This window comes from Rhodoferax ferrireducens (assembly GCF_003347515.1).
In the GTDB taxonomy this organism is placed as follows: Bacteria; Pseudomonadota; Gammaproteobacteria; order Burkholderiales; family Burkholderiaceae_C; genus Rhodoferax.
Genome location: NZ_QEII01000185.1, coordinates 1 through 7235, shown reverse-complemented (window position 1 = coordinate 7235; position 7235 = coordinate 1). Strand labels below are relative to the sequence as shown.

At 66.6% G+C, this 7235-nt stretch carries 5 protein-coding genes and 1 pseudogene; all 6 read right to left on the bottom strand.

All coding sequences use genetic code 11. From position 1 onward, the window contains the following. Nucleotides 1–115: pseudogene (locus C5P05_RS01950) on the bottom strand (acetyl-CoA C-acetyltransferase); the annotation flags it as partial. Nucleotides 116–174: 59 nt separating this feature from the next. Further along, nucleotides 175–1641 (bottom strand): PHA/PHB synthase family protein, encoded by a 1467-nt coding sequence (locus tag C5P05_RS01945; RefSeq protein ID WP_114968217.1) that lies wholly within the window; start codon nt 1639–1641, stop codon nt 175–177. Nucleotides 1642–1997: 356 nt separating this feature from the next. Then, nucleotides 1998–3344, bottom strand: coding sequence for an NAD(P)/FAD-dependent oxidoreductase (locus C5P05_RS01940; protein ID WP_114968216.1), 1347 nt, complete (start codon nt 3342–3344; stop codon nt 1998–2000). Between the two features lie 34 nt (nt 3345–3378). Further along, nucleotides 3379–4722 (bottom strand): dicarboxylate/amino acid:cation symporter, encoded by a 1344-nt coding sequence (locus tag C5P05_RS01935; protein ID WP_114968215.1) that lies wholly within the window; start codon nt 4720–4722, stop codon nt 3379–3381. Nucleotides 4723–4733: 11 nt separating this feature from the next. Further along, complete coding sequence (gene lipA, locus C5P05_RS01930) at nt 4734–5690, bottom strand: lipoyl synthase (RefSeq protein ID WP_232834306.1); 957 nt, start codon at nt 5688–5690, stop codon at nt 4734–4736. Nucleotides 5691–5703: 13 nt separating this feature from the next. Beyond that, nucleotides 5704–7235: phosphate acyltransferase (locus tag C5P05_RS01925; RefSeq protein ID WP_114968213.1), on the bottom strand; the 1532-nt coding region annotated here is incomplete at its 5' end.

The window sequence follows — 7235 nt, the reverse complement described above, 5'->3', positions numbered from 1 at the left end:
CCAGCAGGCCGCGCACGACATGGGCGCCCAACTCGGGCGCGGCGGTCTTGGCCAGGCTGCCACCAAACTTGCCGACGGCAGTGCGGGCCGCGGCGACGATGACGATATCGGACATAAAAACTCCTTCAGGGATGGATAACGGTGGATAAGGGTAAAAAAACTGAACCGGCGGCGTCAGGCCGCCTTTTCCTTGACGTATCGGCCCGGTGCGGGCTCGATCACGGGGTACTTGCGCGCGCCGGCCTGCTTCGGCGCCTTGACCTGGGCTCCGGCATGGCCGGCCAGCCAGCTGGTCCAGGCCGGCCACCAGCTGCCGGACACCGAGTGCGCGGCGTCCAGCCAGGCCTGCGGCTCGGCATTGAGCTTGCCGACCCAGTGGTTGCGCTTGTTCTTGGCCGGCGGGTTGATCACGCCGGCGATGTGGCCGCTGGCGCCCAGCACGAAGGTGGTGCCGCCGCCCAGCAGCCGCGTGCTGGCATAGGCGGTGCGCCAGGGCACGATGTGGTCGTCGCGCGAGGCGTAGAGGAAGGCGGGCAGCTCAATGCGGCTGAAATCCACCGCCTCGCCGCACTGTTGCGTGGCCCCCGGAACCGACAGCTTGTTCTCCAGGTAAGCCTTGCGCAGATACCAGCAAAACATCGGGCCCGGCAGATTGGTGTCGTCGCCGTTCCAGAACAGCAGGTCGAAAGCCGATGGTGCCTTGCCCTTCAGATAGCCCTTGACCACATAAGGCCAGATCAGGTCGTTGGCACGCAGCGAGGCGAACACCTGGGCCAGCTCGCGCCCTTGCAGCACGCCGCCGCGCCCGATGCTGGCTTCCCGCTGCGCGACCCCGCGCTCGTCCACCAGCTGGCCGATCTCGCCGGTGTCCGAGAAGTCCAGCATGGTCGTCAGCAAGGTCATGCTGGACGCCTTCTGCTGGCCGCGCGCCGCCAGCACCGCCAGCGCGCAGGCCAGCAAAGTGCCACCGACGCAGAAACCCAGGGTATTCACGGCATCGGCGCCACTGATCTCGATGGCCGTGGCGAGGGCGCTGAGCACACCCAATTCGAGGTAGTCGTCCCAGCGCAGATGGCCTTGCGCGGCCGAGACATTGCGCCACGAAATGAGGAACACGGTATGCCCCTGCGCCACGGCATGCGCAACCAGTGAGTTCTCCGGCTGCAGGTCGAGGATGTAGTACTTGTTGATGCACGGCGGCACGATCAGCAGCGGCCGCGCGTAGACCTGGGTGGTGACTGGCGTGTACTGGATGAGCTGCATCAGTTCGTTTTCGAACACGACGCTGCCGGGCGTGGTCGCCACGTTGCGGCCGACCTCGAAGGCCTGCTCGTCGGTCATCGAGATGCGGCCCCGCGCCACATCCTGCAGGAACAGGCGCGTGCCCTCCACCAGGCTGGCGCCGCCGGATTCGACCGCGAGCTGCAGCGCCTCGGGGTTGGTGGCCAGGCAGTTGGCCGGGCTGAGCGCGTCCTGCACCTGCTTGAGCGCGAACTGCCATTGCGCCCGGGTTTTCGCCTCAGCTGGTGCGGCGTCGAGCCAGAACTCGGTCGCCTGCGTCCCCAGATCGCAGAGCGCGGCATGCTGGGCGAGCAGGAACTCGGTCATCCAGGGGCGAGGGTTGGCGGGAGGAGTGCTCATGTTCGTTGCTTCTTGGTCTGTGGTGCGGAGAAAGAGTGATCCACGGCGGCGGCGCGCGCGCCAAGGACGCCGGGTGGCCGCCGCAACTCATGTCCCCCGGCGCGGGACGCGCCTCCTCCTTGACTTCGCCGCGGCGGCCACCCGACGCCCTTGGCAGGTTCCGGTATCGGCGGAACGCCACGCTCGGACAAGCACAGCGCTCGCGGATCAGGACGGCGGGGCATTCTGCGTAGCGAAGTCAAGGAGGAGGCGGCCTCAAGCCGCCGGGGGACATGAGCGCAGCAGAGTGCCCCGCCGTCCTGATCCTTTGAGGAGGAGGAGGCGGTGGCGCAGGCGCTTCGGTGGAGTGCTTTCATCTAGTGCAGCTTCACATGCGGTTCGGTGCGTCGCACGATCAGGCGCGCGAGGGTGTCGAGCGCGACCTTGGGGAAACCGTGCAAGGCCAGTTCATGCATCTTGTAGAGCGAGAGGTACATCAGCCGCGCGAACAGGCCTTCCACCATCAGGCTGCCGCCAATCAGGCCGCCCATCATGTTGCCCACCGTACTGAATTCGCCCAGCGAGACCAGCGAGCCGAAGTCGCGGTAGCGGTAATCGAGCAGCGGCTTGCCGGCCAGGCGCCGGCGGATTTGCTTCACCATGTGCGTGGCCTGCTGGTGCGCGGCCTGGGCGCGCGGCGGCACGAAACCGCCCTGGCCCTGGTTGGCCTGCGGCCAGGCGCATGCCGCGCAGTCGCCAAGCGCGAAGATGTTGTCGTCGCGGCTGCTTTGCAGCGTCGGTTTCACCACCAGCTGGTTGATGCGGTTGGTCTCCAGGCCGGCAATGTTCTTCAGGAAATCCGGCGCCTTGACGCCGGCGGCCCAGACCACCAGTTCGGCCGGCAGCAGACGGCCGTCGGCCAGGCGCACGCCGCCGGACTCCACCGCGGCCACCTTGGCGTTGGTGCACACCTCGACGCCCAACTGGCGCAACAAGTCTTCGGTGGCCTGCGACAGGCGCGGCGGCAAGGCCGGCAGCACGCGCGGTGCCGCCTCGATGACCGTGACCTTGATGTCTTTGTCGGCATCGACCCGGTCCAGCCCGAAGGCCACCACTTCGCGCGTGGTGCGGTGCAGCTCGGCCGCCAGTTCGACCCCGGTGGCGCCGGCGCCGATGATCGCGACGTGCAGTTGTTCGGGACGTAGCGGCGTGGTTTGCGCATGGGCGCGGATGCAGGCATTGACCATGCGCGCATGGAAGCGCCGTGCATCGGCGTGCGACTCCAGCTTCATCGCATGTTCGCGCACGCCCGGCGTGCCGAAGTCATTGCTCTGGCTGCCGACCGCCATCACCAGGGTGTCGTAAGCGAAGACACGCTGCGGCGTCACCTGCTGGCCTTCGTCATCGAGATAGGGCGCCACCAGCACCTCACGGCGCTCTCGGTCCAGGCCCACCATTTCGCCGACACGGTAACGGAAGTGGTGCCAGTGCGACTGGGCGAGGTAACCGACCTCGTGAGCGCTCATGTCCATGCTGCCGGAAGCGATTTCGTGCAGCTTGGGCTTCCAGACATGGGTGCGCGTCTTCTCGATCAAGGTGACCTCGGCCTGACCGCGCCGGCCCAAGGTGTTGCCCAACAGCGTGGCCAGTTCGAGCCCACCCGCGCCACCGCCGACGATGACGATGCGGTGCGAGGTGCCCGTGCGGTGTGGTGCGGCGTTCATGGTCCGTACTTCGTGGCGACTGGAGTCAGGCGCATCAGCGCGCTGCGCCCGCCGGCATGTGCTGCTCGACCTGGTCAAGCACCGCCTCCGGCTCCTGCGCCTCGGCGTCGGTTTCGTTGTTGAGCTGCTGGTGCAGGCGCTGCATGTCGAGGTCACCGGTCCATTTGGCGACCACCACGGTGGCGACACCATTGCCGATCAGGTTGGTCAGCGCGCGGGCTTCCGACATGAAGCGGTCGATGCCCAGGATCAGCGCCAGCCCCGCCACCGGCACCCCGCCCACCGCCGACAAGGTCGCCGCCAGCACGATGAAGCCGCTGCCGGTCACGCCGGCTGCACCCTTGGAAGTCAGCAGCAACACGCCCAGCAAGGTGATCTGCTGGGTCAGGGTCATGGGTGTGTTGGTGGCCTGCGCAATGAACACCGCCGCCATCGTCAGATAGATCGAGGTGCCGTCGAGGTTGAACGAGTAGCCGGTGGGAATGACCAGACCCACCACCGATTTCTTGGCGCCCAGATTCTCCATCTTGGCCATCATGCGCGGCAGCACCGTTTCCGACGACGAGGTGCCGAGCACGATCAGCAGCTCTTCCTTGATGTACTTGATGAATTTCCAGACCGAGAAGCCGTGGAATCGGGCGATGAGGCCCAGGATCACGAAAATGAAGAACAGGCAGGTGGCGTAGAACGTGGCCATCAGCGCGCCGAGCGCCACCAGCGAGCCGACGCCATACTTGCCGATGGTGAAAGCCATGGCCCCAAAGGCACCGATGGGCGCCACTTTCATGATGATGCCGACGATGGAGAACAGCACATGCGAGCCCTTCTCGATCAGGTCGAACACCAGCGTGCCGCGACCGCCAAACTTGTGCAGCGCGAAGCCGAACATGACCGAGAACAGCAGCACCTGCAGGATCTCGCCTTTGGCGAAGGCATCCACCACGGTGCTCGGAATCACGTGGAGCAGGAAGTCAGTGGTGGTCTGCATCTTGCCGGGCCCGGTATAGGCCGCAATGCTCTTGGCGTCGAGCGCGCTGGCATCGACGTTCATGCCCACGCCTGGTTGCACCAGGTTGATAATCACCAGCCCGACCACCAGGGCGATGCTGCTGACGACTTCGAAGTACAGCAGCGCCAGACCGCCGGTCTTGCCGACCTTCTTCATGTCCTCCATGCCGGCGATGCCGACCACCACGGTGCAGAAGATGATGGGCGCGATGATCATCTTGATCAGCTTGATGAAGCCGTCGCCGAACGGCTTCATCGCGGTGCCGGTCTCGGGGTAGAAATGGCCCAGCAGCACGCCGATGACGATCGCCGTGATGACCTGGAAATAAAGCGACTTGTAAAGTGGCTTGGGGGTGGGGTCTTTGTCCATGGATATCTCCTTCAGTTATGAGTGATCATTGGCTGGCGCTGGGCGCCCGCCGCCTGGGCCTGCACATCTGCGTGGTAGCTGGAGCGCACCAGCGGCCCGCAGGCGGCATGTGTGAATCCCATCTGCCGCGCCTGCCCGGCCAGGGCATCAAACGCTTGCGGCGCAACATAGCGACGCACGGGCAGGTTGCCGGGGCGCGGCTGCAGGTACTGCCCCACCGTCAGCATGTCCACGCCGTGCGCACGCAGGTCGCGCATCACGGCGAGCACTTCGTCGTCGGTTTCGCCCAAACCCAGCATCAGGCCCGACTTCGTGCGCACCTCGGGGCGGTGCTGTTTGAACGCGCGCAGCAGTTCCAGCGAATGGGCGTAATCGGCGCCGGGCCGGGCCTCACGGTACAGGCGCGGCACGGTTTCCAGGTTGTGGTTCATCACGTCCGGCGGATCTGCCGCCAGCAGGTCCAGCGCTGTCTCCAGCCGTCCCCGGAAGTCCGGTGTCAGGATTTCGATGCGGGTGCGCGGCGACTGCCGGCGCACCGCCCGGATGCAGGCCGCAAAATGCATCGCCCCGCCATCGCGCAGATCGTCGCGGTCGACGCTGGTGATGACCACATAGTTCAAGCGCAACCGGGCCACCGTGTGGCTAAGTTTGAGCGGTTCCTGCGGGTCCGGCGCCAGCGGTCGGCCATGCGCCACGTCGCAAAAAGGGCAGCGCCGCGTGCACAAGGCCCCCAGCACCATGAAGGTGGCGGTGCCCTGGCTGAAGCACTCGCCAATATTGGGGCAGGCGGCCTCTTCACAGACGGTGTGCAGGCCCTGCTCGCGCAACACCTGCTTGACGCCGCGAAAGGTCTCGCTATGCGACACACGCACCCGGATCCAGTCTGGCTTGGGCAGCGCGGCTGCCGCCACCACCTTGATCGGAATGCGCGCCGTCTTGAGCATGCCGCGCTGAGCTGCGGTGGTCATGACTTCGTCCATCTCAGTCTTTCGCCCCCGCCTCGGTGCGCTGCGAACTTCCGTCCACCGCCGCCAACGCGGTCATGTTGACGATGCGCCGTACCGTGGCGGAGGGTGTCAGGATGTGCACCGGCTGGGCCGCTCCGAGCAGGATGCCGCCAATGGTGATACCGCCGCCGGCGGCGATGCGCAGCAGGTTGTACGAGATGTTGGCGGCGTCGACGTTGGGCATGACCAGCACGTTGGCTTCTTCGGTCAGGCTGGCGTCGGGGAATTCGCGATCCAGGATTTCCTTCGACAAGGCCGCGTCGCCCCGCATCTCGCCATCGACGGCCAGCTTGGGGTCGCTCGCCTGCACCAGCGCCAGCGCCTGGCGCATCTTGACGGCGGTGGGCGCGTCCGAGCTGCCGAAGCTGGAATGCGACAGCAGCGCCACGCTCGGCGTGATGCCGAAACGCCGCACGGTCTCACTCGCCAGCAGCGTGATCTCGGCGATCTGCTCGGCCGTGGGATCGAGGTTGACGTGGGTGTCGCAGATGAACAACTGGCGCCCGGGCAGCATCAGCATCTGCATCGCGGCAAAGGTCTCGGCGCCTTCGCGCAGGCCAATCACGTCGCGCACATAAGCGAGGTGGTCCGGGTAGCGCCCGACGGTGCCGCACAGCATTGCATCGGCCTGGCCCTGGCGCACCAGCATCGCGCCCAGCAGGGTGCCGCGGCTGCGCATTTCAGTGCGCGCCAAGGCACGCGAGACACCGTGGCGCCGGTTGAGCTGGTAGTAGGCGTCGGCCGCGTCGCCATAGACTGCCGGGTCCAGCGGATTGACGCATTCGCAATCCCGGTCCAGCGTCAGGCGCAGGCCGTACTGGGCGATGCGTTCGGTCATCACGTCCGGGCGCCCCACCAGCAGCGGCCGGGCCAGGCCCTCGTCGACCACGACCTGGGCGGCGCGCAGCACGCGCTCGTCCTCGCCCTCGGCATAGACCACGCGCTTGGGCGTCTTGTGCGAGAGGCGCTTGGCGGCGGCGAACACCGGTTGCATCGCGCTGCCGGTCTGGTAGACGAACTGGCTCAGGCGCAGCCGGTAGGCCGGCATGTCCGTGATTGGGCGCGTGGCGACACCGCTGTCCATGGCCGCCTGCGCCACGGCCGGCGCCACCACCTCGATCAGGCGCGGATCAAAGGGCTTGGGGATCAGGTACTGCGCGCCAAAGCGCAGGCCGACGGCGCCATAGGCCTGGGCCACCACCTCGGGAATCTCGGCGTGCGCCAGCTCGGCAATGGCGCGCACGGCGGCCAGCTTCATTTCCTCGTTGATCGTCGTGGCGCCGACATCGAGCGCGCCACGGAAGATGAACGGGAAGCACAGGACGTTGTTGACCTGGTTCGGATAGTCGGAACGGCCGGTGCCCAGGATCGCGTCCGGGCGCACCGCCAGCGCTTCTTCGGGGCTGATCTCTGGCGTCGGGTTGGCCATCGCCAGGATGATGGGGTCGCGCGCCATGGTCTTGACCATCTCGGGCTTGAGCACGCCGCCGGCCGACAGGCCAAGGA